Below are 23909 nucleotides of genomic sequence, written 5' to 3' on the forward strand. Positions count from 1 at the left end.
CCTTTGGCCACCTTACTTTTGCCCAAAAGCGTTTCTGAACGAATGGGCACGATTGCTCTAAAATCCTTCCTTGAGGAAGGAAAACGAAGAGCTGGAAGATGTGTTTCAAAGATCAGACGAAAGAGGATAGAAGTGAAGATATGCAGAGTGACAGATCTCGACCTTCGAAACCATCAATTCGCACCTCTAGCCTCTTTCTTCAAATACCGCATCGTAACGAACACAATCGGTCCACCCGATCGTGCCGGGTTTTGAGGTCAATTTCTACCTGTTCTGCCGGCAATTATTGGTTGGTAACCATGGAAGGGTTGGAAAATCGCATTCTCCACCTGAGCAACCGTAAATAAGGCTCTCGACTTGCAAGAAACAACTGCAACCTCAACTGGAGACCTGCTCCAAGTTGGCCATCATGAGAGGGTTTTCGCTCTTCTTCATGTTTCTCTTCAGGTACGAGAGAAAGTCTTCGGGAGGCTGATGGTCTCTGAACCCTTCGGCGATCTCTTCGGTTTCTTTCTCTTCTAGAGTTACTGATACTGTCAGTTCATCTGAAATCAGCCGCAACTCTCTTATTCTTCCCGGAGGCACGAACTCTTCGAACTCCAGGATTATCATGTTTTCCTCATCCCTCTTGAGAAGTATATCTGCAGTGGTAATATAGTCCTCAAAAGAAACTCTGGGCTTTTCAGAACCCAGAGCGGCTACCGCATAAATCGCTTCCATTTTGTCGATCTTTACCTCAAAACGATCACCTTCTAAACTGGCTTCCCTGTCCTTCAGAAAGATCCCCAATATCACTTTCTCCCTCCTTCAAGCGCCAGGCAGCAGGTCGAGATGACAGTATTCCAGTTTACCTCTGCCAACGGCCTTTCTCTATTACAAAGGACGATTGCCTCTCCATTCCTACCACTTCAGATTCGACTCTTGCTCACTCCCTCTGCCTCTATCTTCCCCCCTTCTCTGAGCCACCATCAAGCAAGCACGCTTTCACCTGCGAAGCGCCTTTCTAAGCACGTTTCCTGGACATCAGATACTTCACTTGGAATAAGCGCAGCATTACTAGAACGTATACGTTCTTCTAACCGGACTTTTCAAACAGGACAGACTTCCACGGAGTTTATCGAGACAATACTCAACTACATCATCAATATCACGATAGAATTGCAGCTGATTTACAAATACGCAACCTTGAATCGATTCTGTTTGACCATTGCCTGTTCAGTCAGTCGGATCTAGGACAGAAAGTGACGATGAGAACAGAATAACTTAGCGGATGAACTGTTTTAGATAGAGATCCTTCTCAAGAAATGACTTTCGCGAGTCTACTGAAGCAACTTTGCTTCTAGAGATCTCTGTTGGGAAGAAAGTCGAAAGAACTGGAATTTGGGACAAGTAGCCGAGTTACCTATGACGGGTCATTTAGCAGAACGGATCGCTTACTCTTTTGCACAGTTTGCATTACCCAGGACAATACCCTTCTTTCAGATCAATGAGAATAATAGCTCTAATCGCTGGTGATTGTGGATATACGTTTGCAGAGTTTGTAGATCAATCCTCATGGCATTAGTTTCGCCGACTCTTAATTGCTAGAATCACATGAAGAATTCAGATTTGCACGATTTGCATTGAATTGACGAGTTAGGAGGTCTTTTTCTGCCAACTCTGAGAGAGATATCGGAAATCACAGGCGTGGCGATTTCAACCGTGTCCAGAGTACTCAATAATGACAGCCGCATAAGCGAAGCCACCAAAAAGAAGGTCTTGAGAGTCGCGAAGAAGCTTGGATACCCGGGCGAGATATCCAGTGGCCGCGGCAGTAAGGTTGTGATGTTCTTCGTTTCCAACCCTCATAAATCAATCGAAAGCGATGAATTCTTCTCAGGAGTTCAGCGGGGGATACTGAGAGGGGCCGGGTCATCGGATATTCACTGCCTGGTTCAGTCGATCAGAAGCAAGAAGAGCTTCGATGAATCGCTGATCCCTCTCGATCTTGTCGAAGGGTTGATCGTGGGAGGCATCCCAATGCCTGACGATCTGAAGACTTTCCTGTCGGCAATGAAGATTCCGGTCGTCTTGATCGGCAAATACTCGGGCCTGGAAAACCTAGCGTCTGTAAACAATGACAATGTCAGAGGCGGTTATCTCGCCGCCAATGAAATTATCAAGTATAACTACTCTACAGTTACCGTTATTACAGGGCCGAGAAACGTCTCGACATTTGCTGATAGACTGGAAGGTTTCTTCAAGTGTCTTAGTGAAAACAGTTTCCCAACTGAGCGGGTAAAGATTATCGAATGCAACTCCTTCGAAGAGAGAGATGGAAGAATGGCCATCGAGAGACATCTCAGAACACCTGGAAACAGAGAAGTGATCTTCTGCACGACCGATTGGCTTGCGAAAGGTGTGATCGAGGCTCTACAGGACAGGAAGGTTTCCATCCCTTCAGAGATAGGGGTTATTGGATTTGGTGGGCTAGATTTCTGCAAAATGACCTCTCCAAAAATAACTACCGTCGCACTAAACCCATATCTTCTTGGAAGAATCGCAGTAACAATGCTTCAGGAGTTGATGGAGGGAAATGCTGAATCAAAGGGAGTTGTGTTTGTGGAACCGTTCTTGATGGAAGGTGAAACTCTAAGGGGGGAGAAGTAATGCATTTCAGAGAGCTAATGGATTCTAAAGGCAGACTCTTGGTAGTCAGTCTTCCCGAGAACAGTCTGGAATACGCGAGGGCTGCAGTTGAGAACGGTGCGGACGCAGTTAAGCTTCACATAAATGTGAAGCATAGGGTGACTGGAAAGGTTCATGTCACATGGACCGACGTCAGAGAGACCGCAAAGAACATCCATTCTGCTCTTGGCTGCTGTATGGGAATCGTTCCCGGAGCGGAATCAATGGCGTCAGAAGAGGAACTAGGGGAAATGAGCAAATTCGGCCTGTCTTTCTTTGACGTCTACGTCGACTACGCCCCTCTATATGTTATGAAGAACGATCTCTGCAAGATGCTGGCTCTTAATCATACATATTCCAAGTCGATGGCTTCATACTTAAAGAAAGCTGGGGCAGATGCCCTAGAGATCTCGATCATCGATCCCAAGGACTACGGGAAAGATCTTTCGCTGGAAGACCTTCTCGATTATTTGGAAGTGCTTGAGCTTTCAGGACTGCCTTCCTTTATTCCAACCCAGAAGAGGATTACCGTGGACGAAGCAGATAGAATTCTAGATCTCGGCTTCAAGGGGCTGATTATCGGCCCTATCGTAACGGGAATTGAAATCGGGAGTTTTTCACGGATTGTCAGGGAGTTCAGCAAGATTACCAGAGACTAACAGGGAGGTGTGGTAATGAAGAAATGGATTTTGATTCTTATCATCTGTCTTGCTCTAGGCTTCACGGCAATTGGCAAGACGAAGGTTACGATTTGGTTTGCAGGTACTACAGAAGCTTTGATGGAGGCCGTAGATGATCACCTGGTTCCTGCCTTCGAGAAAGCTAATCCCGACATTGAGCTCGCGGTTGAGTATATACCTTGGGGAGAGCTTTCCACAAAACTTACAACTGCCTTTGCCGGCGGAATAGGACCAGATATATTCATGCACGGCCAGGCTGCGATCGCGGGATTTGCTGAAACGGGCGTGATAATGGACATCGACAGTCTCATCGACAAGCTAGAGGACCCTGAAGACTTCGGAGGTACGCTGGGTGTTGGCCTTTACAGAGGCAAGAACTTCATGGTTCCAGTGTTCGGTTCGGGCAGACTTCTCGCCTACAGGGAAGACTTCTTCATTGAGAGCGGTCTCGACCCCGATGAACCGCCGGTAACCTGGGAACAGCTGAGGGCCTATGCCGAGGTGCTGACAGTCTATGAATCGGGTAGACTAGTGAGGGCCGGCCTGGACATTCCTGTATCGGCGATTGATCTTCAACAAGTATGGACAGGCTTCCTGATTGCGAACAACGGCGCTCTCTTCGACAACGACTTCAATCCGACTTTCAATTCCCAGTCGGGAGTGGAGGCTCTAGAGTATTACGTAGGCCTGATACGAGAGGCCAAGGTCGCTTCTGAATACGGTCTTACCCCGATCGGAAACCTTGAGCCGATTGCGGCTGGCACAGCGGCAATGTGTTTCATGAACAACGAATCTCTCGCGGCCATCAAGGAATACAGCCCGGACGTTTACTCCAAGATTCGTCTAGCCTTCCCACCTGCAAGATATGGGAGAGCCGCTTTCTACTCATTCGCGGGTTTCATGGTTTCAAGCAGCACAAAGGACCTGGAAGCAACAACAAAGGCCCTTTCCTTCATGACGTCGAAGGATGCGCTTATTGCTATAAACACGGCTCTTGGGAGTCTGCCGCCAAGACAGTCCGGCGTCGTGGCCGAGTACATTGCGAATGATCCAAATCTGATGAAGTTCGTGGAAGGCTCGAAGTATGCCTATGGAAATCCGAATGTTCCGTTCTGGGTTCAGGCAAGAGATATTATCTCAAAGTATCTCGAACGTGCAATTATGGGCGTCATGACTCCGAAAAACGCGTTAGACGGAGCGGCCGAAGAAATCAGAAAACTGAAGTAATTACCGAAGCCGGCTCTTCCTAAGGATGGGCCGGCTCATCTATTTCTAAGAGGTGAAGCGTGAGCGGTGCGGGCAATCTCAAGAGGCGAATAGCAGTAACGGCTTTGATATTCATTGCGCCGGTGCTTATTTACAACATAATCTTCAAAATAGTCCCCATCTTTGTCTCTTTCTTTCTGAGTCTAACTAAATTCTCAGGCTTCGGAGAGGCCAGGTTCATTGGGCTGGCGAATTACGCCCGAATATTCGGTGACTCAGAGTTCTGGAGAGCGGTTCTGGTGACTTTTCAGTTCTCAATTGAAGTCCTGCCTCTAAACATGCTGATCTCTCTGCTGCTTGCCTTGCTTGTCAACAGTGGGTTAAAAGGAATCGGGATTTTCAGGGCGATCTACTATCTTCCAGTCATTACTCCTATGGTTGCGGCAAGTATGATCTGGATCTGGCTCTATGATCCTCAAATCGGTATATTGAATTTCCTCCTTTCGCTTTTCAATATACCCCCTGTGAACTTTCTCAGGAATCCAAACACAGCTCTTCACTCCATTGTAGCTATGAGGATATGGAGGGGAGCAGGATGGAACATGCTCATCTATCTGGCCGGTCTTCAGGGGATATCTAAGAATCTGTATGAAGCGGCAGCAATAGATGGTGCCTCGTCTACTCGGAGGTTTTTCGGGATCACCCTCCCTCTACTAAGACCGGTTCATATCTATGTATTGATTGTCGGTATGATCAGCACTCTTCAGTCCTTCACGGAGATGTATGTCATGACAGGAGGGGGTCCGCTGCAATCTACAACGACGGTCGGACTTCTTATTTACAGAGCAGCTTTCGACTACATGGACATGGGCTATGCAAGTGCAATGTCGTTCGTTCTTGGGATAATAATCATGACCCTGTCCGTCGTAAGTTTCCGATCACGTAGACAGAAGGAGGCCTTCGAATGAGGAAGAACAAGGTGAGGACCATATTACTTCTTTCGATCGCGGCAGTCATTTTCGGGTCGCCCTTCTTCTGGATGGCAATCTCCTCTCTAAAGCCAAACGCAGAGCTATTTACCTGGCCGCCTACATTCCTACCGAAGACAATTACTCTGGAACATTATCAGTCGGCGCTCACCACAAGAGGCTTCAGCAACTATTTCATGAACAGCGTAATCGTCTCACTTGTTTCGATGGCGTTCAACCTCGTGTTTTGCTCGCTCGCAGGCTATGCTTTTGCCAGACTTGATTTCCCTATGAAGAATGTTTTGTTCATCCTTCTACTGAGTACTATGATGATACCCGTTCAGGTGACTTTGGTTCCGACTTTCCTTATGGTGAAGTCATTTCCGCTCGTGGGCGGAAACGATATTCTGGGAAGGGGAGGCACCGGACTTCTCAATACATATGCCGGTCTTGTAATCCCTCACATAATGACTGTCTTCGGAGTTTTCATAATGAGGCAGTTCTATATGCAGTTTCCTAAAGAACTTTCGGAGGCTGCAAGGATCGATGGGGCCTCAGAACTGAAAATCTTCAGGAAGATCTTTCTTCCGCTTGGAAAGCCTGCGATGTCGGCCCTTGCGATCTTCACATTCACCCAGGCCTGGGATGATTTCCTCTGGCCCCTCGTAGTAACGAGCGACAGGTCTATGAGGACTCTGCAGCTGGGATTGGAAGTGTTCAAGAATAGGTACACAGCCGACTGGGGACCACTTATGGCAGCCACGACAGTTTCTATTTTGCCCGTTATTTTTATATTTCTCGTGTTTCAAAGGTACTTCACAGATACCGCTTTGAGTTCTGGAATCAAATAGACTGGGAAGTGAAGAAATGGATTTAGTTTATGATGTTGTTGTTGTTGGCGGCGGCGTGGCTGGCGTATCGGCGGCTATTGCTGCCTCCAGGACAGGAGCAAGAGTGCTTCTTCTGGAGAAGGATATGTCATTCGGCGGAGTTCTTACTACTGCCCTCGTAAACCCGATGATGACATTTCACTCATCTGAGAGACAGGTGATAGGCGGGATCGGGCAGGAGATCATTGACAGGCTCGTTTCAATGCGTGGGAGTTACGGACACATAGATGATCCCATTGGATTTGTAAAGTCAATCACCCCTTTCGATCCCGAAAAGATGAAATCATTGCTGATTGAGATGCTCAAAGAGGAAGGCGTGGACTTTCTGTTCAACTCACTTGTCCTGCATGTTTCGAGAGAGGGAGACTCAATCACCTCTATAACAACTGTCAGCACAGGCGAGCAGAACAGAGTGAATGCAAAGGTTTTCATCGATTCAACGGGCGAGGGAAACTTTTCCATACGCGCCGGAGCCTATTACAACATCGGAGACGGAAGCCCTTCCAGCTGCCAGCCGATGACTTTGGTGATGAGAATCGGGGGCGTTGATAGAGAAGAGATAGTGTCTTATGTTACAAGGAACAGAGATGATTTCGTCATAAGTGAGCATACCGACCTGAGCTATCTGGGAATTGCCGGGTTCTTCAGCTTCATGAAAAGGCTTGACGATTACGGAATCTACTTCAAAAGGGACAGGCTTTTGTTTTTCGAAGTCCCCTACCATCCCGGACAGATATTCATGAACACCACCAGATACGCCGGTTACGCCAACAAAAGCAAAGAACTAACTGAAGCCCAGACCAACGGGAGCACCGATGTCTGGCGATTCATGGACTTCCTCAAGAAAGAGATTCCCGGATTTGAAGACTCATTTCTAATTCAGACTGGCTGTCACATAGGGGTGAGAGAGACCACCCACATAGTGGGAGATTACGTTTTGAGAACTAGTGACTTGATTGATAGAAAAACATTTGATGACACCATTGCAGTAGGGTCGTATCCGATTGATATTCATCTGCCCGGTTCGGCACAACTGAAGACGATCTCAATTCCTTACCCGGGCGAGTACCATATTCCCATGAGTTCTCTCATACCAAAGGGTCTGGCGAACGTTATCCTTGCCGGAAGAGCAATAAGTGCCGATCATACGGCCTTCTCCGCAGTAAGGACCAGCCCGCTGGCAACTGCAACCGGCATGGCGGCAGGGATTTCTGCGGCACTTGCCGTGAAACACAGAAAGCTTGTCAGAGATGTGAACATTGACCTGATACAGAGAGAGATCGTCGAGATGGGAGGAATTCTTTGAAGACAGTAGTTGTTCCAATGGATGAAAGGCCACCGAACTACCAGCTGGTTTCCATGATTGCAGATCTCAATGGTATTGAGATCGAGCTCCCGAAAAAGAGTCTGCTGGGAAGATACATGAAGCCGGGAGAATGCGAGGAATTGATTGGATGGATGCTTTCAAGGGAGGCAGACAGATTCATAATCTCTGTCGATATGCTATCTTACGGCGGTCTCATAGCCTCAAGGGAGGAGGGAATAAGCGCGGAGACAGCCCTCGAAAGGCTGAGGTCGGTGAGAGAGCTGAGGAGAAGATTCCCCAATGCCGAGATTTTCCTTTCTTCAATTGTCAGGAGAGCGTCGGTCTCAGTTTCATCGGCTGGCTCGAAAGAACTGTGGACTATGCTTAACAAGTATCTGTGGCTCTCGGGCCATGGAAAGGCGGAAGAGGCTGAGACCGTAGAAGACGAACTACCCAGAGGATTTATCAGCAGATATCGTGAACTCCGTTTGAGAAACCACCGGGTGAACAAGGAATGTCTCAGGCTCGTCAAAGACGGCTGTGCAGATCTTCTTGTGCTTGCCCAGGAAGATACCTTCCAGCATGGCCCTCAGGAGAGAGAACTAGACATACTTGAAGGAATCGCAAAAGACTTTGACATCGAAGATAGAGTCTTCATACATAACGGCGCCGATGAAGTACTTCAGGAGATGCTTTGTTACAGACGAGATCGGGAATATCCTGTCGATGTCATCTATGACTCTCCAGCAACAAGGGACAAGGTAATGGATTTCGAGGACCGGGAATTCGGCAAGAACGTAGAGTCCCATATGAAGCTTCTAGGGATGAGGCAGTCTTTAGATTCTACAACCGGCATTCTGATCGCCGGGACATCTACAACCGATTCGATTGAGGCTCTGAAGAACCTGAGCAAGAGGAAGCAGAGGGTCTTCATACTGGACGTTTTCTATCCAAACGGGTCCAATCCTTCCTTTGTTGAAGCTTATCTGGGGCTGGGGCTGAAGAACGTCTGGGGATATTCTGCCTGGAATACGGCTTCAAACAGCCTGGGGACGCTTCTTTCTCTGGCTTTGACTTCCGGTTCCTGTGAAGTGGAGAAGAAGGCTCTCGCCGAGTTTTACATATCACGGCTTCTTGACGACCATCTTTACCAGGGGGTTCTCAGAAAAACTCTGGAGAAGATAGTCGATGAATCCGGTGGCGACGTATACAATGTTAGCAAGTCCAAAGGACTCTTTGAAAGCTTCAGAGACGATGTTTTTGTACCGAAAGCAGAAGAGTTCCTTGAGAGATTCATTCGTGGGAGGAAACTGGACATCTATGATTTCTCCTCTTCAAAGAATCGGATCTCGATTGAGAAGTTCAGTCTTCCATGGGATAGGACATTTGAATGTGAAATAGAAGTCAAGATTAACTGAAGCAAATCTCTTCTCAACGAGAAAAAAGGGGGAGCTCTTAGTGAAGAAAAAAGTAGCTATTGTAGGCGCAGGTGTATGGGGAAGAACGCACGCATTCCTGTATAAAGAGCATCCAGAAGTTGAGCTAGTTGGCATCTGTGATCATGACAGAGAAAGAGCAAAGAGATTTGCCGAAGAGTTTGAAATTCCAAATATATTTGAAGATCATCGCCTTATGCTAGATAGGCTTGGCTTTGATGCAGTATCGGTAGTCACACCGGATTTCGCTCATGGTGAGATAGTTGTCGATTGCGCAAATGCCGGAAAGGATATCCTCGTAGAGAAGCCGATTGCAACAACTAGAGAGGACCTGATCATGATATCAAAGGCGGTAAAGGCCAACAACATACGGGTAATGACCGATCTTCACAATAGATGGAGTCCTCCCTTTGCAGTCGCCAAACAGATGCTTGATGATGGGGAACTCGGAGACCCGGTAAGCGCCTATTTCAGATTGAATGACGTTCTCTGGGTTGCGACAGACATGCTGCCCTGGTCAAGCAAATCGTCTATTCTATGGTTTTTGGGCAGTCATTCGGTAGATACTTTGAGATGGTTCTTCGGCGATGAGGTAGATTCTGTTTACTCTGTCAGTTCTTCCGGTGTTCTGAAAAACTTGGGGCATGATACAACCGACATTTATCAGACTATCCTAACCTTCAAGAACGGCGGGATAGCAACAATGGAGAACAGCTGGATAACGCCCAACACGAATCCGTGCGTAAACGACATCAAGTTCAACTTCACGGGCAGCAAGGGCATGGTTAATCTTGACCTCAGCAACAACCAGATGATCGAGAGCTTCACTCAGAAAGAGTGCAAACATCCCGATGTGCTTGTAAATCATTTCGTTCATGGCAAGGCAAAGGGATTTGCATATGAGAGTATCCGCCATTTCATCGACTGTCTGGCGACTGGGGATGAGTTCCTCATAAATCTCGATGACGCCATCAACACCTCGCTTGTCGTTCTTTCGATCCTCGAGTCTGCCGAGAAGCGTCTTCCGGTGAAGGTGGAGTACTTTGCCACAGACTGAGGAAGAGGCGTTCTAGCATCTGTTATTTGGTGAAGAGAATCCCAGAGTACCGCACTTTGCAAACAGGTGAATTCTCCTACTCTTTTGCTGCGGGGAGTTGCGGAGATCATTTCAGATAAGGGTGACTATGTGTCTCTACACTTAAAAGAGATGTCTGAAGGGCTTGTAACTGTTATTATGTAAGGCTTTCATAGGGTTCTAGCGTCAACTTCTTTCGGAAAAATCTCGAAATGTTTTGAGGGAGAACTTCGATCTGTATGAATCACTTGTATAATCGTTCCATTTGATTGATTTTTACGACCGACGCGCTTTGTGCAGATCTCGGTTCAAGAGAGTCAAATTGAAAAACCCTCCACTGTAACCAGAGTTATTACGATTGCTCTGAGTACCGCGCCAAAGGCACAAAACCTCTATAGTTCGGCATAAAACTTGAGGATCTTAAGTGCCTTTAGTGTGAGCCATTTCGAAGGCTTCCCTTTTTCCTCGACGGGAACAAGCATCTTGTCATTGAATGAGTTCTGCATCTTCCAGAGCCCTTCTTTGCTTCTCTTACCCGAAACGATTCCGATTGCATCCTCAAGCCTGGGATCTCTGATTCTGAGCTCGGCAAATATCTCCAGCAATTCCAGAACATCCGTCTGGTACATCATGGGAAAACCAAGTCTTAACCAGCCCGGCTTTGCTACTTTCTCCAGATCATGACTCTTCTTGTAGATACGGTGTTTCAGGAAGTACTCTGCGAGCTCATCTATCTTCTCGTCTATCTTCCTGTTCCGTTTCTCCTCCGGAATCGCAGCTAGAGCCTTCAAAGCCTTAGCTACGCCCATGTGGCATGAATGCCGTCCCCAGCAGGATTCGTATCTCATTTAGACCTCTCCTTCGGGTGGTCTGTCTACAGCGTCATCGGCCCGCTGAAAGGCACATATCCAGCCGATCGCCTTCTGAACTCTCTCATCCTCAAGGTAGCCGAACCTTATGAGCGAATAAACCATGTTTCCCGTAGGACAGGGGATTACTCCGCTCGGGAGGCCAGCCTTAGTCTTCGCGCTTCGAGTATATGAAAAACCCCCTTGCTCAACATCCTGAGAGTGACTCATTATGAACTCACAGGCCTTCTTGACTCTCTCGTCATTTGGATCTGCCCTCATCTCTGCCAGAACGATAAGATTCCATACTGTGCCGCGATACTTATCTGTGTAGAATCTCTCGGGTGTTCCCCGAGCCGTCATCGTTCTGGAGGTCGAGCAAAGCAGGCACCACCCCACGCTTCACTATTTCATCTCTCGTTCTTCTGACTTCGCCCGAATCTTCTGCATGACCCAGAAGAGAAGTCAACGTCAAATACCTTACAGAAGGATTCTCCTCTTCTAAAAGCCAATCACGTGTTTCTTGCACCACCTTGATCGCCCCCCCGGAAATGCCCTATTCGATCATTTTTACGTCCCACATCTAGCAAAGAGACTTCCATTTTCGGCAAAGAAGTGACCCTCGCTTCCACTTGCTAAACGGGGAGAGTAGTGAAATCTGCCATCATTTTTGTGGGATCTCGATGTAGGTTTTTGGCAGACTAGGGAGAATCGACATATCCTACAAAGATAGGATAGTCGAGTTATCCTGATTTCATTACTAATACCTCGAACCCGAAGGGAGCGAGTTCTTCTCATCCGATCCTTCTCTTCAGTACTACTTTTGAGGAACCTAAGATAAGGAAAAACCGTTCGCCGTCTATACAGCCTAAAAGGGCCTTTCAAAGAGTTGGCCGGGGATCTTATTTTCAAAGATCCTGGCCACAGAAGTCCTTTTTTTGATTACCTAACATCGCTGTACGTTGGTTAGTGTCAGTGGCAAGAACTAGAGATTGAAAGTCTAATTAGGATGTTGCTACTACTTGACTGCCGGTTCTTCTAAGACTTACGATAACCCTCACGAGACATTGTGGTCTAAAGCAAAGACGTTTTGCCTAGAACCGTCTTCGGATATTGTTGGACGAAAGTCCGAAGTCTTGAACTGGCAAGACACGCTTGAAATACTCTAGATTTCCACTTTCGACACATCTGCCCGGTCCAAGGATCTCTGCGCACATCCGTAATACACCACAAGAGAATCAGCTTAAGAGATGACTATAAGTATTTGATAGAGTTGTGGTAGGATATGGAGATCGATTTCGAGGGTTTTCGTCAGCCGTCAGGTAAAGCTGACTAGCCTTTCTTAAGCGGCAGGAACAGAAGTACACAGCCAACCGCTATTGAGATAACACCTGCCCAAATCGGAATCTGTACAGTTTCTTTCTCCTTCACCTCAATCTCTGCTATGCCAAGATCGACAGTGTGACTATCTTTAGTGTATGTGAACGCTCCATACACCAAACCCAGGACGCCGGCTACAACAAGCACAATTCCAATAATCTTAACTACACCCATACGATCCCCTCCAACATTGCCATCAGGCAATTGTCGAGCTGTATTGTCTTTGCATGAATGTTTTGTTGGTCAAAACACTAACAGCTTCCTTAACAATTCACTCATATATTTATTATATCCTAATAACCTACAAACTGTGTGTCTTTTGAATACCCTCGCACTAGTATGAACTGAAAATCTCGTCCTCTAGTTCGGAAAGCTCAGTAAGCGAAGATGCTATCGGGATTTAATCAGTATACTCAAGGATTCTGTAAGAGGTTCCTCATTTTCCAGATACCATCAAATGTATTCCAAGTAAATGGTCTACAAAGATAAGATAACCTCTCGGTTCTGATTCTCAAGCGGGGAAGCTAACAGTATGGCAAATACCCGTGAGAGCATAGAATGATGATCTGGTATCATTGTTGGGAAAAGAGGTGCTTGATGGAGATAAGAAGAATCGACAGCTCTTATAAAGACAGAATCGTAGAGATCTTCCTGATGTCGTTCGAATACTTTGAACCGGAAGAGAGCGAATTCTTCTTCTCAGATCCCTCCCTCTGGGAATATGTTTGGGGTGCATTCGATGAGGAAAAGCTAGTGGCTGCATACATAAGCTACAAGTATCTAGCGAAGATCCGCACCAAACCTTTTGAATGCAGGTACGTCGAGGCGGTGGCTACACTGCCCGAATATCGCAACAAAGGTATTACAAAGGCGATCCTCCTTAAAGACATGCAGGAGGCTATTGAGAACGGGGTCACTTTTGTCATGCTCGATCCTTTCAAGCATGACTTTTACGTAAGGCTGGGATTCGGGCTTGGCTTCGAGAGCCTTGAGTTGACTTTCGATTATTCTCTTCTTTCAGATGAACTAAAAGACGACAGTCTCAAGCTAGTTTCCGGCAAGCTTCTAAACAATGAAGAGATGAAAACGTTAATTGAAGAGGCCCGGAAAGTCATGTGGGAAACCTCTCGTTACACCGAGGCGCTGGAAATTGCCGCTTGCAGCCAGGAGATATTCCACAAGAAAGATCTCTTCGGAGCCGTTGCCACAGATGGTAAGGGCACACCCCATGGAATGATGATTTATTCCAAGAAAGAAAGGAAGATGGTGATCGAGAAATTCAACTTCACCGATCTCGCCGGCCTTTATTCACTGAAGAGATTCTTGCTGAATCATAGGGACCAGATTGCAACTTTCGAAATGAGGACCATGCCGCCAGATTTTCCAATAGAACTCTTCTTCCATTCGAGATGGCAGGCTGGAAAAGAGCTCAAGATGATAGATGCCTCATCGCGGATGGTTAGAATTCTCGACCCGCTTCAGGTTATCTCAAGACTCATGGATACTTCTGTCTCCGGAAGCGTTGTTCTGAAGATACATGACGGGCTGCTTCCCGAGAACAATGTGAAGATCGAAATCGGAGACGGTGTAGCGAAGATAACGGAAGCCGCAGAGGATTTCGAGATAGAGATTTCGGATCTTGTCCCTCTCCTGACGGGAAGGCTTTCGCCGATAAGTCAGTGGCGACATGGGAGGCTTCGAAAAGGCTCCTGGAAGAACGTACCATGGGGAATCTCCGAGATTCCAGAAAAGGTTTGCATTCTCGAATCGATCTTTCCCAAGATCGTCACTCACAATGCTTTGTAAGGTACTTTTAGCAACTTCATTTGGAAAGGTGATTTGAATGAGAGGAAAGCCGGTAACAGTAGAAGAATACAGTCCTTCTTGGCCAAGGCTGTTCAAGGAAGAAGCCGGGCGGATTTCTGCCTCACTAAATGAGCTACAGAAGACGATAGAACATATAGGGAGTACGGCCGTCCCGGGGCTTAGGGCAAAACCGGTTATCGACATAATGATTGGCGTATCTTCACTTGAACAGGCTGACTCCTGCGTACCGCTCATTGAAGGAACGGGCTATCTTTACAGACCCGAACACGAGGATTCAATGCCGGAGAGAAGATACTTTGAGAGATCCGGCAGCGAGATTGATTATCACGTACACATGGTCGTTTTTGAAAGCAAGTTTTGGAGAGACCACATCTTCTTCAGGGACTATTTGCGCGAAAACAGCAAGCCTGCGGAACAGTATGCAGCTCTCAAGAAAGAGCTTGCAGGAAAATTCAGAGACAACAGAGAAGCCTATACAAATGGCAAGGCCGAGTTCATCCAGGGGATACTAAGACGGCAGGAAGATTGATATTGCCGCAATACGGGCAGAGTATTCGTGAGCAATCGGGCATGCAGAGAGCACTGCCCCCTCAGAACCACAACGGAGACTGCTTGCATTTTGGTCTCAGAACGGCTCCGCCTTGCTATTTATTTCGGGCATGCTGACAACGGTCCAAATATGTCGGGCTCCCGGGAGATCACATCAAGGTCAAGCGGAATCCCTCTCACGTTTATTAGTCTCCTCTTCAGTGACAGACTCGCTTTCTTGCATTTCGTTGACTCTGAAACCGATCGAAGCTTCTCGATGGAGGATCCCGCTCTAGACTCTTCAATGGTCTTGAGAGGCTTTCTTCTCCAGCAAATCATACTATTTGAGCCACTAGTATAATTATGCTCACTCAATCCATGAGTTCAGTTATAGAAGCGGAACTGAGTCTAATAATCGAAATACGATGACTTGTTTGTAAAGTTTATGGCACAAATTCTTCAGTGATTTCTCCTTCTGAAGATGAGGTATGCTAGACTTTCATTTGTAAACAAGAAGTACTTCTTCACAACTCCGGGTTAGAAGTCTCTTTCTTAATAACCGGCGTGTTTACTGTTTTGCACTGCAAGATGAGCTTCATGTTTTCGGCCCTGAGATATCGCCGGTTAATGTTCAGAACACCAAGGAAGTTTTCGGGAGGTTATTATGGCTAACAAGAAAAGAGAGGAAGAATGGAAAGAAGTCAAGAAGAGATGCAAAGTCGGTGATGAAACGATTCGCATGGCGAAGGAACTGGGAATAAGTCCAAAGACGATGATAAAGAATATACCCAACAAAGCGGAGAAGTGGAAGGCGCCTGTCGATGTCTGGATAAGAGACATGTACGAAAAGGTGAAAGAAAAGAACGCAAAGAAAGCAAAGGCGAAGGCAAAGCGGCTGAGGAAAGAGAGTGAGAAGTCCGGAGACAGTTCATTGAAAGCAGACAACAGCAATCAATCAGACAAGCAAGACTAGAGGTTCTCTTCATTTGAGTGAACAGTTTGATGGCAGTCAAGGGACACAGATCTCGATCAATCCTTTCATGCCTAAGAGAAGATCAGAAAGCGCAAATGGAATGACAGACCATTCCATCGCTCCAAAATGAAGTATCTTCCAGACAAAAGGCGCCTACAATTAACAAGAACTATTAGAGCTCTTTAGAGCGAGTTCTATAGCCGGAATGGTTTTTCAGACCTCTTAATGTTCAAGGATTTGTTCAGGTTGAATCAGGGGTCACAATACTTGAGATCACAAAGAGCGTTCCTATCGACCACAACTGAGGTGAGCAGCTGGCGGGATACTCTATTAACTTTCCTGACGTCTCGATTTTTGACAGACCGCTGAAGAGTTCGGGGAGGCGATTGTCATGATGCCTTTCCTTCGCCTTCAAGAGGTCTAGAGCGAGCCCCTTGGCCTTTTCCGAAAAGCCGTAATTCATAAGCCCAAGCAGAATAAGCGAGTTGTCGTGCGGCCAGACGCTACCGTTGTGGTAGGAGAAGGGATTGTAGCGCTTCATTCTGCTCGAGAGCGTTCTTATTCCCCAGCCGGTGTACATTTCTTCGGAAAAGAGCCGTTCCACTAGCGCCTCTGCTTTGTCTTCGTCCACTATCCCTGTCATGAGGCAGTGGCCTGGGTTTGAGGTTATCGAGTCGACCGGAGTCTTGTTCTTATCGAGAGCCGTAGCGAAGTAGCTCTCGCTCTCGAGCCAGAAATCACGATTGAAATTGATCTTTAGAGCCGCCGCTCTAGAGGCATAGAGCGAGGCTATCTCTCTTTTGTCAAAGAGAACCATGAGCTTTTCGAGGCATTTGAAAGCGTCGTACAGATATCCCTGAACCTCTACGAGGGCAAGGGGCGGTTCTGCAAGCCTTCCGTCCGCGAAGCTCACCGAATCTGAGGAATCCTTCCAGCCCTGATTTACGAGGCCGCTGCCCGAAGGAGCAAACTCGATATATCCGTCGTTATCCGGGTCGGCATAATCGTCGATCCATTTTGCAGCTGCCATGACGTTCTTCTCAATGGATTTCACGAAGTTACTGTCATCTGTCTGAACGTAATACCTGTGAGCTAGCATTATGAAGAGAAGGGTAGCATCGATCGTGCCGTAGTATCTTTCGAAGGGGAGTTTCCCTGACAGAGAAAGCTCGTTCAGGCGTGTCTCGTGAACGATCTTTCCCGGCTGTGCTTCGGTCTTATGATCTTCCTCTTTACTTTGAAGGTGAGCATGTACCGTAAGAATATTTCTTGCTATTTCGGGAAGGAGATCAACTGTCTGAAGCCCAAAGATGAGGCTATCCCTTCCGAAGACGGTCGCGTACCAGGGAAGACCGGCTCCAGGAAAGTCCCCGTAGATCGTGGGAATCATGAGAGTCTTTAGATCCCCCAGCTCCCTTTCATTCAGCAGCGGAGTGTCCTTGACAGGTGAGATGTCCTTCACGGGTCTTTCCGACAACAGCTTCTTGAAGATCACTTCTTTCTTCAATTCTTTGCTTACTCTGAGCTTCCCGGAAAGACTGGAACTTCCGCCAGACATTATTTTCATTGAAAGAGCCGGTAGAGAGTTCTCAACGATGTCTTTCTCGAAATCATTTTCAAACTCAAAGTTATTCGTTGTAGATGATGACAGCGTCCTAGATATATCCAGCCCTTTGTAAGCGTCGTTTTCTCCTCTAACAGAAAACATGTCTTCAAAGGCGCAGCTGATTTCAAATTCGAAGGACACTTCTATATCCTCTGCCGAATAGTTCCTGACCGTTAGCTCTGTGTAAAGTGTGTTTCCCTCCGCGCGGAGGCTTTCAGTCACATAGATATCGAAATGTGGAGCCTCGGGTTTAGATAGGCCAAGATAACGGACTTCAATCCCGTCCCATGAAAAGTCAGAGTGAAGTCTTCTGAGTTGTAACGATGATTTGAGGACCATTCTCGAAATGAAACGGGTGTCCTCCAGGTAAAGTCCGGCCGCCTTTTCGCTGTCGCAGTCGATGATCCCTTTGTCATCTGTCACGACCATGAGATTTCCATTCTTGAAGATCTTCATTTCAACACCTCTTGGACTGAAGGGTTCTGAGGTTCTTCAAATTTCGATTTTACACTTATACAAGCCTGCTGAGCCGAACTTCTCTACTCGTTTCAGGCGATCCTGGAAAACTGGCTCTCGACACAGGTAGAGCAGATCACTGTATATTCCAGGCAGCAATGCAAAACGCCCTGCTGTGTTAGCTTTTCTCTGTCTTCTCCCGATCGACCCTTTTCAATTTGAAAGACTCTTCTAAAGGTTCGCCGAGAAGATAGTGGCTGAACCAGGCGAGATTCTGAGTCATTATCGCCCTGTGGAGGCCGGGCTTGTCTGCACCGTGACCCATGCCCTTGTAGATCACGAGTCTGACGGGAACGTTCATCTCTCTCAACCCCTGATAAAGTTCGAAGGCGTTAGGCGGTGGAACTCTCGTGTCCGAGCCGCCATGCTGGATGAGCGTTGGAGTTGACGCATTCCTTATGTAAGTCATAGGCGAAGTCTGCTCGTATATCTGAGGATCTTCCCAGGGGTTGTTGCCGAGGTATCGGTGACAGAATTCATGGATGTCTGTGTTCACATGATAAGTCATCCAGTTGGATATCCCGGCTCCCACCGAAGCGGCTTTGAATCTCTTTCCGTAAGTTGCACAGAAGGCCGAGATGTACCCGCCCTGGCTCCAGCCCATGACTCCAACGAGGTCCTTGTCCACATAACCTTTTTCGATAAGATGATCGACTCCGCTAATTACGTCTTGGTAATCTCCAATCCCCAGGTTTCTGTAATTCAGTTTCCTGAAGTCTCTTCCATAGCCCTCGCTCCCACGGTAGTTGGGCTCCAGCACAAGTACACCTTTAGAAACAAGCTGCTCCACAGGATAGTAGCTGCTCGTGATCATCGCAGCAAGGGCCGTCCAGGTAGGTCCTCCATGAACAAGCACCACAAGCGGATGTTTCTTCATCGAGTCGAAGTCGGCCGGGAGATTCAAGACGCCGTGGATTTCGGTGCCGTCGTTACTCTTCCAAGAGAGTCTTTCCTTTCGTACCCTTTCTCTCTTGGGGTGCAAAGACGCTATATCCGTTATCTTCTTCCCGTCGAGGTAGATCTCGACAGGTTCATCATCTGTGGCCATGGCCATCGCTAAGTGCTCTCCATAAGGCGTCGTGCTGGAAGCCATAACCAGCTGATCCTCATTCGTCAGCCGTGCGATGGTACCTTTCTCTCCCAGCAGGCCCAGGCTGATCGTGCAGTCCTCTATCCAGCTCACGAAGAAGCCCTTCTCTGTCCAGGAAAACAGCTCTATGTTCAGGTCGTGCTTTACCGCCACCCGTTTCTTTGAGAGATCTGAAAGATCTACGATCTCAACGGCCCCGTTATCCATCCAGGGATCTTCTTCTTCGGGCACGACGACTGCAAGTTTCTTCGAATCAGGAGAGAATGCGAATCCCCTGGGATGCGTCAGCGGCAGTTCTTTCAGTTTCTTATCGGCATTCATGAGAAATACTTTTGCTTTGTCGAAGTCGTTGACGTCGCTCGTCGGAGGCGCAAGAAGGGCGACATGATTTCCGTCCGGAGAAAGAGCGATCGAAGAAACATGAAACTCCTTTCCGTCTGTCAGCTTATCGAAAAGCGTCTCTTCAGATCTCATATCCTTGGGCAGTTCGAACCTTGAAGAGTATTTCTTCATTGCGCGTGATAGATGAACGAAGAAAAGCGAGCTGTTCTTCGGTTCTTCATCTATGTAGTCGAATTCGCCGTAGTTCTCTTTCCTCTTTTTAAGTTCCTCGCTTTCGGGAGAGGCAGCAACTAGATAAAGCCCGTCGTTCTTACGACTCCACTTTATCTGGCTTATGTCGTTCTCGAAAGTAAGCAGTTTGAACGTTCGCTTCTCTTCGAAATCGAAGATCATAACGTCGTTCTTGTTTTCTCCGCCGGTCTTCTGGAGAAAGGCAAGTCTCTTAGAATCAGGATCCCAATCGGGAAGAGAAGAGTCGAATTCATCGTTCGAGACATGCAGAGCAGTCCCACTTTCTGCATCATAGACCACAACCGTACTTAGGTATTTATTGTCGTCCCAGTCTGTATGCCTAACCGTATAGGCAACCTTTTTGCCGTCGGCCGAAATAACGGGACTGTTTACAACAGGAAGCGAAAGCTGCTCCTCTATCGTGAGATATCCGTCGCTCAAATCATATCCCTCCCATCTGAAATAAGAAGACAGTACTATCATAGTCTATCCTTTAAAAACAAGCAAAAGGTCTGCCAACAACCTTCTCACCGCACCAAAGTCCACTTCAAACGCCTGTATTGAAGTCACTTTATCGCACTATATTCTAGCTCACAGATATATGATCTTGAAGAAGATACATAGGAGAGGTTTTTTCTATCGTTCATTCTTTTGCTATCGCATCCATTCTCTTGGCAGGATTCACTCGGGCCTCAGATAGCAGGTGTCAATCCCGGCTGGCTGAATCGAAGGAGATGTTGGCATGAAGATTACCTTCCTTCCCCATTCACGATTAGGCAACTGGGATTCCTTTCTTAGTCTGGCCTTCGTTGTCTTGCTCTTTGCCCAGATACAGTTCTCATTGATTCCTCTGCCAGTCTTCTCTGTTATGGCTCTGGGAGTAGCGGGCTTTGTCTTATCTATGATCGCTTTTCTCAAAAGGGATAGAGCAGTGGGAAAGCTGCTTTCCATGATTATTGGAGCCGCGATTATCTTCGTCTTCGGATCTATACTGATCATGTCTACCGACCTCTTCAAGGGTCTTCTCGTTGCGAAGGACTACCTGCAGAAGTCGGAAAGAGAGAAGCTCAATAACATAAACATCTGGCAATTCGACGGCGTAGCCGGAAACTGGATGTACGTTACTGACTATGCCGGCCCCCGGTATCGTGTCAAGCTAGATGGCTCGGTCGGCACCAGAATGAACTGAACCCGGTCTTTCGGCCAGGGCTCACATTCCGCTTATCATCTTCGACAACCTAATTTCTGGTGAAGACGCGTAGTTCGCAGTTCTTGCCCTTTTTGCTGAAGGAGTTTCCGTCAATGTTGATTTGGAGTGTCTCCCTGTATAATTGGCTCATAACTTATACTTGCTTAATACCCTTTGATTAGCGTGTCTCGCGTCTTGAATCCGATCTTGAAATCAGGAAATTTGGTGTAGTCCCGACTAGAGAGCAATTCCCGTCTCTAATTCGATCATTGCAGCTTCAGCTAAGAGTCACATTATGCCCATTCACTTTTACTGGAAACACAATTGGAGTTTTCATGATTGCCAAATTAAACTGAACATTGGTCCTAGTTTTCAGGAAAGAGGAGGAGTATCCGTGGTTTCAAAGAGACTGGTAATGACCTGTTTAATACTGATTATGTTAATCTCGAGCCTATTCTCCATTCAGCCAGAACTCACTCTTGATCCTATCGAGGCGAAGTCCATAGCGAAGGAGGCTTATATTTTCGCCTACCCTATGCTTGAGCACTACAGAACAATGTACCTGCAATTATTGAGCTGGGGAAAGCTGAACGAATTCACACACATCAAACAGCTGTACGGGCCCAAGAACACGATGATTGTCCGTCCTAACAACGACACCGTTTACTCAATGATATGGATGGATCTTACGGTCGAACCAATTGTGATATCCATTCCAGAGATTCGAAACCGATACTTCTCATTCCAGCTGGTTGACATGTACACTCACAATCTAGATTATATTGGAGCCAGAACTACCGGCCCCGGCCCGACGACGTTCATGGTTGCCGGTCCACACTGGGATGGAGAAATTCCCGCAGGCATAGACAGGGTGGTGTACAGCGAAAGTAATTTTGTCTACTGCGTAGTGAGAACCGGCGTGAACAGTGAACTGCAAGGAGACCTTCAAAAGGTTCTCGAGATACAGCAGCAGTACAAATCGCAGGCTCTCAGCGATTATTGCGGAAATCCTTCTACGGAAGAGACTCCCTCCGTAGATCTGCCTCCTTTCGATCAAAGTGTTGCCGACTCGACTGGTTTTATCGGATACTTCAACTTTCTTCTCGGGCAGCTTGAAATACAACCTTCGGAGGAGGCTCTAATCGACGGTTTTTCTAGGATCGGAATCGGACCGAATTATCCATTCGATCCCGATAGCCTTTCAGAAGCCGTAAGAAAAGCTATAGAGGAGGCAATAACTGAAGCCCGGGACGAGATCTATGCAATGGAGACGAAGATAGGGATCGTTCAGGACGGCTGGTCTCTGCCAGAAAGAATCTTCGGTAATAGGGACAGAATGCAGGGTCTGTATCTTATGAGGGCGGCGGCAGCTCATCTTGGACTTTATGGGAACGACCTGGAAGAGACCTTCTATCCGAACTGTCTGTCTGATAGCGATGGTGACACACTGGATGCTTCAAAATACAATTACGTTATTACCTTCAGTAAGGATCAGCTGCCTCCAGTTGATCCAAGAGGATTCTGGTCGCTCACGATGTACAACGAAGGCCAGCAATTTGTCGAGAATCCTCTAAATAGATACTCTATCGGCGATAGATCGGAATTGAAATATGGCGAGGATGGCTCTCTGGTTCTATATCTGCAGCATGAATCGCCCGGAGCATCAAAAGAGTCGAACTGGCTTCCGACACCTGACGGGGAGTTCAAGCTCACCATGAGGATCTATATACCATTGCCCGAAGGGCTGGATCCTCTTTACTGTCCGCCTCCTGTTCAAAAAGCCGGAGAGATCAGTGAATAGTTGCGTTGACTTCGACAACTCACAAACTCTTCTGTGATCGGTGATGACTGATGTCTAGCGTAAACTGTAATACTGTGATTCGACTTTGACGGCAAGGAATCTAAGAAGAGCTAAACAAGCGGAAAAACGAAAAGAGAAAGAGACGTACCACCACAAAGACCTATGAGTGGATTGCATGGCATTTTCTTGAGGCTTCTAAGAAATACTATAAATGGGCGCCTGTCATCGCGACGGGCGCCGTTTTTCGCTATAGCAAGTCATTTTCCAACAACGAGGCTTAGCGACTAACTCTCCTTCCTTTGCAACCCTAACTAAATGTGGTTCACACGAGAACAGTAGCATGAGATATGTATTTTCCCTTTCCCCATATCTGGCAAGTCCTCCATTTCATACTACCCTCAAAGAAATGATAGTCTTTCAAACCGGTAGATTATCGACGTGGATAAAACTATGAAAGACTATAATAGTAAGAAGTGATAATGAGGAGATTGCTCATGAATACCGTTGTCTGTATTGGAGATAGTATTACCTATGGTCGAGTGGGTGCAAGCTACTTCGAGATGCTGAAAAGCGAATTCCGGGGAAAGCTTGAGTTTATAAATAGTGGAGTGAATGGAAACCTCTCTTATGACGTTCTCAAGAGAATCGAGAAAGTGACCAGCATGAAGCCAGATATTGCTATTCTCCTGGTAGGAACTAATGACGTGTGGGCGACCTACTCAGAAAAGACCATGAAAGCCTATATCAGAAAAAACAGACTACCCGAGAGACCTTCAAGAGAAAGCTACGCAAGAAACCTCGCTGGGATCCTCCAAAGGCTCAAGACCTCCTCCATTGCTCATATAGGCGTAATGTCGCTGCCTTTGATCACGGAAGACTTTGAACATGTCCTCTTCAAGAAAAGCGTGGAGTATTCTGAACTAATCAAGAATATAACCTCACAGATGGACTTGTGCTATATGGATCTCAATGAACGTCAGCGCGATTACCTGAAAAAGGCAGATAAAAGACCTTCGTCAGGGCGGGAAGTCTCCTGGGAATTCACATTGAAAATGATATTCAAACACATCTTGTTGAGAAAGAGTTGGGACGCTCTCTCGAAGGAAAATGGATTTCTGTTGACGGTGGATCATGTTCATCAAAATACCACGGGAGCAACCCTGATCAAAGATTGCGCCTCGGAGTTCTTGAGGAAGCTTTCGCTTCCAGATAGCTGATTCCTTCAGTGCTCATGCTTAGAACAACGGACTAGGAGCTGTTCATTTTGTACTTGACCGGGATCCCTGTTTACTCAACTTTGACAGCGAGTAATCTAAAAACAGCTAAACAAGGGGAAAAATGAAAAGAAAA

Annotated in this window: 20 protein-coding genes; 14 read left to right on the top strand and 6 right to left on the bottom strand. The window is 47.0% G+C overall.

Going from position 1 to position 23909, the window contains the following annotated elements; all coding sequences use genetic code 11:
* Positions 1–378: 378 nt before the first annotated feature.
* Entirely contained in the window at positions 379–795 is a 417-nt protein-coding gene (locus B3157_RS06465) for a hypothetical protein (protein WP_214078428.1), read from the bottom strand.
* A gap of 873 nt (positions 796–1668) precedes the next feature.
* On the opposite strand from B3157_RS06465, the gene B3157_RS06470 reads away from it, so the two are divergent.
* The 8 genes from B3157_RS06470 to B3157_RS06505 are packed head-to-tail and all read left to right on the top strand — an operon-like array spanning position 1669 to position 10210.
* Positions 1669–2649, top strand: coding sequence for a LacI family DNA-binding transcriptional regulator (locus B3157_RS06470; RefSeq protein ID WP_292589780.1), 981 nt, complete (start codon positions 1669–1671; stop codon positions 2647–2649).
* Entirely contained in the window at positions 2649–3326 is a 678-nt protein-coding gene (locus B3157_RS06475) for a hypothetical protein (protein ID WP_292589733.1), read from the top strand. The genes B3157_RS06470 and B3157_RS06475 overlap by 1 nt, the downstream gene beginning before the upstream one ends.
* A gap of 15 nt (positions 3327–3341) precedes the next feature.
* Entirely contained in the window at positions 3342–4574 is a 1233-nt protein-coding gene (locus B3157_RS06480; protein WP_214061519.1) for an ABC transporter substrate-binding protein, read from the top strand.
* 59 nt (positions 4575–4633) lie between these two features.
* The gene (locus B3157_RS06485; RefSeq protein WP_214061518.1) at positions 4634–5521 is read left to right on the top strand and encodes a carbohydrate ABC transporter permease; all 888 of its coding nucleotides are present in this window, start codon (positions 4634–4636) and stop codon (positions 5519–5521) included.
* The gene (locus B3157_RS06490) at positions 5518–6372 is read left to right on the top strand and encodes a carbohydrate ABC transporter permease (protein ID WP_214061517.1); all 855 of its coding nucleotides are present in this window, start codon (positions 5518–5520) and stop codon (positions 6370–6372) included. Before B3157_RS06485 ends, B3157_RS06490 begins: the two co-directional genes overlap by 4 nt.
* 16 nt (positions 6373–6388) lie before the next feature.
* Positions 6389–7717, top strand: coding sequence for an FAD-dependent oxidoreductase (locus tag B3157_RS06495; RefSeq protein ID WP_292589738.1), 1329 nt, complete (start codon positions 6389–6391; stop codon positions 7715–7717).
* Positions 7714–9135 (top strand): DUF4127 family protein, encoded by a 1422-nt coding sequence (locus tag B3157_RS06500; RefSeq protein WP_292589740.1) that lies wholly within the window; start codon positions 7714–7716, stop codon positions 9133–9135. Before B3157_RS06495 ends, B3157_RS06500 begins: the two co-directional genes overlap by 4 nt.
* Positions 9136–9175: 40 nt before the next feature.
* Positions 9176–10210 carry a Gfo/Idh/MocA family protein gene (locus tag B3157_RS06505; RefSeq protein WP_292589743.1) on the top strand — a complete coding sequence of 345 codons (1035 nt, stop codon included), beginning with the start codon at positions 9176–9178 and terminating at the stop codon, positions 10208–10210.
* A gap of 410 nt (positions 10211–10620) precedes the next feature.
* Here the strand turns inward: B3157_RS06505 and B3157_RS06510 are convergent, their stop codons facing one another.
* The 3 genes from B3157_RS06510 to B3157_RS06520 form a co-directional block, all read right to left on the bottom strand.
* Positions 10621–11076: a hypothetical protein gene (locus B3157_RS06510; protein WP_292589746.1), complete on the bottom strand. Its 456-nt coding sequence runs from the start codon at positions 11074–11076 to the stop codon at positions 10621–10623.
* On the bottom strand, positions 11077–11475 hold the full coding sequence (locus B3157_RS06515) for a hypothetical protein (protein ID WP_292589748.1): 399 nt from the start codon (positions 11473–11475) through the stop codon (positions 11077–11079). It lies immediately after the preceding gene.
* A 933-nt stretch (positions 11476–12408) separates the two neighbouring features.
* Positions 12409–12630, bottom strand: coding sequence for a hypothetical protein (locus B3157_RS06520; RefSeq protein ID WP_099830097.1), 222 nt, complete (start codon positions 12628–12630; stop codon positions 12409–12411).
* Positions 12631–13053: 423 nt separating this feature from the next.
* Between B3157_RS06520 and B3157_RS06525 the strand changes: the two genes are divergently transcribed.
* The 3 genes from B3157_RS06525 to B3157_RS06535 all read left to right on the top strand — a co-directional run bounded on the left by B3157_RS06525 (position 13054) and on the right by B3157_RS06535 (position 15784).
* Positions 13054–14262, top strand: a complete 1209-nt coding sequence (locus tag B3157_RS06525) for a GNAT family N-acetyltransferase (RefSeq protein ID WP_292589757.1) — start codon at positions 13054–13056, stop codon at positions 14260–14262.
* 37 nt (positions 14263–14299) lie between these two features.
* Entirely contained in the window at positions 14300–14812 is a 513-nt protein-coding gene (locus B3157_RS06530; RefSeq protein WP_292589760.1) for a GrpB family protein, read from the top strand.
* A gap of 663 nt (positions 14813–15475) precedes the next feature.
* A complete protein-coding gene (locus B3157_RS06535; protein WP_292589763.1) occupies positions 15476–15784 on the top strand; it encodes a hypothetical protein in 309 nt (102 codons plus the stop codon).
* Positions 15785–16025: 241 nt separating this feature from the next.
* Here the strand turns inward: B3157_RS06535 and B3157_RS06540 are convergent, their stop codons facing one another.
* The gene (locus tag B3157_RS06540; protein WP_292589766.1) at positions 16026–17846 is read right to left on the bottom strand and encodes an MGH1-like glycoside hydrolase domain-containing protein; all 1821 of its coding nucleotides are present in this window, start codon (positions 17844–17846) and stop codon (positions 16026–16028) included.
* 178 nt (positions 17847–18024) lie between these two features.
* The gene (locus B3157_RS06545) at positions 18025–20010 is read right to left on the bottom strand and encodes a S9 family peptidase (protein ID WP_292589769.1); all 1986 of its coding nucleotides are present in this window, start codon (positions 20008–20010) and stop codon (positions 18025–18027) included.
* Positions 20011–20311: 301 nt separating this feature from the next.
* On the opposite strand from B3157_RS06545, the gene B3157_RS06550 reads away from it, so the two are divergent.
* The 3 genes from B3157_RS06550 (at position 20312) to B3157_RS06560 (ending at position 23776) form a co-directional block, all read left to right on the top strand.
* Positions 20312–20758 (top strand): hypothetical protein, encoded by a 447-nt coding sequence (locus B3157_RS06550; protein ID WP_292589772.1) that lies wholly within the window; start codon positions 20312–20314, stop codon positions 20756–20758.
* A gap of 394 nt (positions 20759–21152) precedes the next feature.
* Complete coding sequence (locus B3157_RS06555) at positions 21153–22559, top strand: DUF1254 domain-containing protein (protein ID WP_292589775.1); 1407 nt, start codon at positions 21153–21155, stop codon at positions 22557–22559.
* A 494-nt stretch (positions 22560–23053) separates the two neighbouring features.
* Positions 23054–23776: an SGNH/GDSL hydrolase family protein gene (locus B3157_RS06560; RefSeq protein ID WP_292589778.1), complete on the top strand. Its 723-nt coding sequence runs from the start codon at positions 23054–23056 to the stop codon at positions 23774–23776.
* Positions 23777–23909 lie beyond the last annotated feature (133 nt).

This window comes from Mesotoga sp. UBA5557, from assembly GCF_002425715.1.
GTDB lineage: Bacteria > Thermotogota > Thermotogae > Petrotogales > Kosmotogaceae > Mesotoga.

What these genes read in the sequence shown, in the direction of transcription:
- B3157_RS06475 (WP_292589733.1), top strand. Translation starts at nt 2,649, where the DNA reads ATGCATTTCAGAGAGCTAATGGATTCTAAAGGCAGACTCTTGGTAGTC.
- B3157_RS06480 (WP_214061519.1), top strand. Translation starts at nt 3,342, where the DNA reads ATGAAGAAATGGATTTTGATTCTTATCATCTGTCTTGCTCTAGGCTTC.
- B3157_RS06490 (WP_214061517.1), top strand. Translation starts at nt 5,518, where the DNA reads ATGAGGAAGAACAAGGTGAGGACCATATTACTTCTTTCGATCGCGGCA.
- B3157_RS06495 (WP_292589738.1), top strand. Translation starts at nt 6,389, where the DNA reads ATGGATTTAGTTTATGATGTTGTTGTTGTTGGCGGCGGCGTGGCTGGC.
- B3157_RS06510 (WP_292589746.1), bottom strand. Translation starts at nt 11,076, where the DNA reads ATGAGATACGAATCCTGCTGGGGACGGCATTCATGCCACATGGGCGTA.
- B3157_RS06520 (WP_099830097.1), bottom strand. Translation starts at nt 12,630, where the DNA reads ATGGGTGTAGTTAAGATTATTGGAATTGTGCTTGTTGTAGCCGGCGTC.
- B3157_RS06525 (WP_292589757.1), top strand. Translation starts at nt 13,054, where the DNA reads ATGGAGATAAGAAGAATCGACAGCTCTTATAAAGACAGAATCGTAGAG.
- B3157_RS06530 (WP_292589760.1), top strand. Translation starts at nt 14,300, where the DNA reads ATGAGAGGAAAGCCGGTAACAGTAGAAGAATACAGTCCTTCTTGGCCA.
- B3157_RS06535 (WP_292589763.1), top strand. Translation starts at nt 15,476, where the DNA reads ATGGCTAACAAGAAAAGAGAGGAAGAATGGAAAGAAGTCAAGAAGAGA.
- B3157_RS06540 (WP_292589766.1), bottom strand. Translation starts at nt 17,846, where the DNA reads ATGAAGATCTTCAAGAATGGAAATCTCATGGTCGTGACAGATGACAAA.
- B3157_RS06550 (WP_292589772.1), top strand. Translation starts at nt 20,312, where the DNA reads ATGAAGATTACCTTCCTTCCCCATTCACGATTAGGCAACTGGGATTCC.
- B3157_RS06560 (WP_292589778.1), top strand. Translation starts at nt 23,054, where the DNA reads ATGAATACCGTTGTCTGTATTGGAGATAGTATTACCTATGGTCGAGTG.